This is a genomic window from Streptomyces sp. NPDC005799 (assembly GCF_040630525.1).
Lineage (GTDB): Bacteria > Actinomycetota > Actinomycetes > Streptomycetales > Streptomycetaceae > Streptomyces > Streptomyces griseorubiginosus_B.
Map to the genome: position 1 here is coordinate 1 of NZ_JBEXXQ010000189.1, position 1964 is coordinate 1964.

Consider the following 1964-nt stretch of genomic DNA (forward strand, 5'->3'; position numbering starts at 1 on the left):
ACCAGCGTGGCGGCGTTGATCAGACGGAACTGCCGGACGCGGAAGAGGGCGAAGTCGAGCACCGGCTGGGTCGCTGAACGGTCACGCAGGATGAAGATCGGTAGCAGCAGTGCGGCCAGCGAGAAGGCACCGATCACGCGCGGGTCGGACCATCCCCACTTGGGCCCCTCTATGATCCCGAGGCTCAGCGCAGCGGGCATTGCAGCGATCAGGAGCACGCCGAGCGGGTCGGGCAGGCCCTTGGCGTGCGGGTCGCGAGTCTCGCGCAGTATGCGCAGGCCGAGAACGAGGACCAGGGCGCAGATCGGCACGTTGACCAAGAAGATCCAGCGCCAGGAGGCGTACTGGGTCAAAAGTGCGCCGAGCGTCGGTCCGACGGCTGCGGCCAGCGCGCTCATCGAGCCCCACGTGCCGATTGCCACCGGCCGCCGAGCCGGGGGGAATTCGGGCAGGAGCAGGGCGAGTGACGTCGGGGTGACCAGAGCGGCGAAGACCGCCTGCAGCGCCCGCCCGCCGATCAGGACGTCCACGTTCGGCGCGAGGCCGCACAGTGCGCTCGTCACTGCAAAGCCGGTGATGCCCGTCAGGAAGACGCGCTTGCGCCCGTAGCGGTCGGCCAGTCGCCCTGCCGGGATGAGGGTGGCCGCGAAGATCAGACTGTAGATGTTGAGTACCCACGACAAGTGGTCAGCCGAGGTACGGAGACTGCGGCTCATGGTCTCGAAGGCGACGTTGACTATCGTCGTGTCGAGGAACACCACGAACGCGCCGAGGCTGCTCAGTGCCAATACCCGTAGCGCATGGCGTCTGGCGGCGGCATCCTGAGCGTCCCCTGCCTGTTTCGGCTCGGCGGGCACGGTTTCCGGTCTGCCCTTGGATGCGGTCATGGCTGCCTCACTGGGTGAGTTGGGACGCCCTACTGACGTGGCGAGACGCTAGCCGCAGTTAGTCGCTTCATGCAACTGACTGGGTGAGTGTCTCAGGCCGTAGATGCTTGACGCCCGCTCCGTGACGCCCTGCGTCCGGGCCGTGTCGACACGGATGCCGTGGTCCATCAGGCGTCGCGTGTGCGTCGTTGCCTAGCTCGGGCGCCGTCCCGGCCCCGGGGGGCCGGCGAAGGCCTGGGCGATGCGCAGCCACTGGCGTGCCGTCTCACCGGAGACGGTCAGTGCAAGGTTGTCGCGGTGGCGGCGCTGTGTGACGAGCAGCCAGAAATCCAGGGCCGGTCCGCTGACGCGGTTCGCCGCCTCTGGCGGGCCCCAGATCCACAATGTGCCGTCCGGTGCCTCGAGTTACACCCGGATGGGGATTTCCGGGACGGGCAGGCAGGGTGAAGGAGGAGCCGAAGGTGCGGACGCCGAGGTGTGCGACCTGCCGCAGCCTGGCTGTCTGGCTTTATCGGTGCCGCTGGCCCCACCGGAATCGGTCCGACTTGGACCCACGTAAGTGTTCGGTTCCGGCTTGAATCGGCCCCACGGGAAGCCGTTCGCCCTGTTCAGCGACGGGGCCAGTCCTGACCGGAAGCGGGTGCGCCCGGTTTGTCACGGCCGGCATGAAACCAGCGAACATCTTCACCTCGTCTGGGTCACGCCCGGCCCGCTTGGCGGCGTCCCGCAGGGCGCCCCGCTGGGCGATGGCGTCCTCGATCGTCATCGGGTTGGCGTAGACGCCGCTGGCGTACCGGCCCGCCAGCTCCATGCCGTAACCGCCGCCGCCCGCCTGGAAGATGACCGGCTGGCCCTGCTCGGACGGCGGGATGGGCAGCGGCCCACGGGACGCGACATGGCGGCCCTGCAGATTGACCGGCTGGATCTTGCCCATGTCGGCGAACCGCTTGCCCACGACGTCGAGGACCCAGGCGTCCTTCTCCCAGCTGCCCCACAGGGCCTGCACGACCTGGACGACCTCGTCGGCGCGCTCGTACTTCTGCGCGCGCGGCGGGATCGGGGAGCCGAAGTTCGCCG

3 protein-coding genes are annotated in these 1964 nt (G+C 68.7%); all 3 read right to left on the minus strand.

The window, feature by feature from the left end; genetic code table 11:
- Positions 1 to 887: MFS transporter (locus tag ABZ453_RS51115; protein WP_359026919.1), on the minus strand; the 887-nt coding region annotated here is incomplete at its 3' end.
- Between the two features lie 192 nt (positions 888 to 1079).
- Positions 1080 to 1271, minus strand: a complete 192-nt coding sequence (locus ABZ453_RS51120; protein WP_359026922.1) for a hypothetical protein — start codon at positions 1269 to 1271, stop codon at positions 1080 to 1082.
- Positions 1272 to 1395: 124 nt separating this feature from the next.
- Positions 1396 to 1964, minus strand: a 569-nt coding sequence (locus ABZ453_RS51125) for an LLM class flavin-dependent oxidoreductase (RefSeq protein ID WP_359026924.1), incomplete at its 5' end; no start/stop codon positions are given.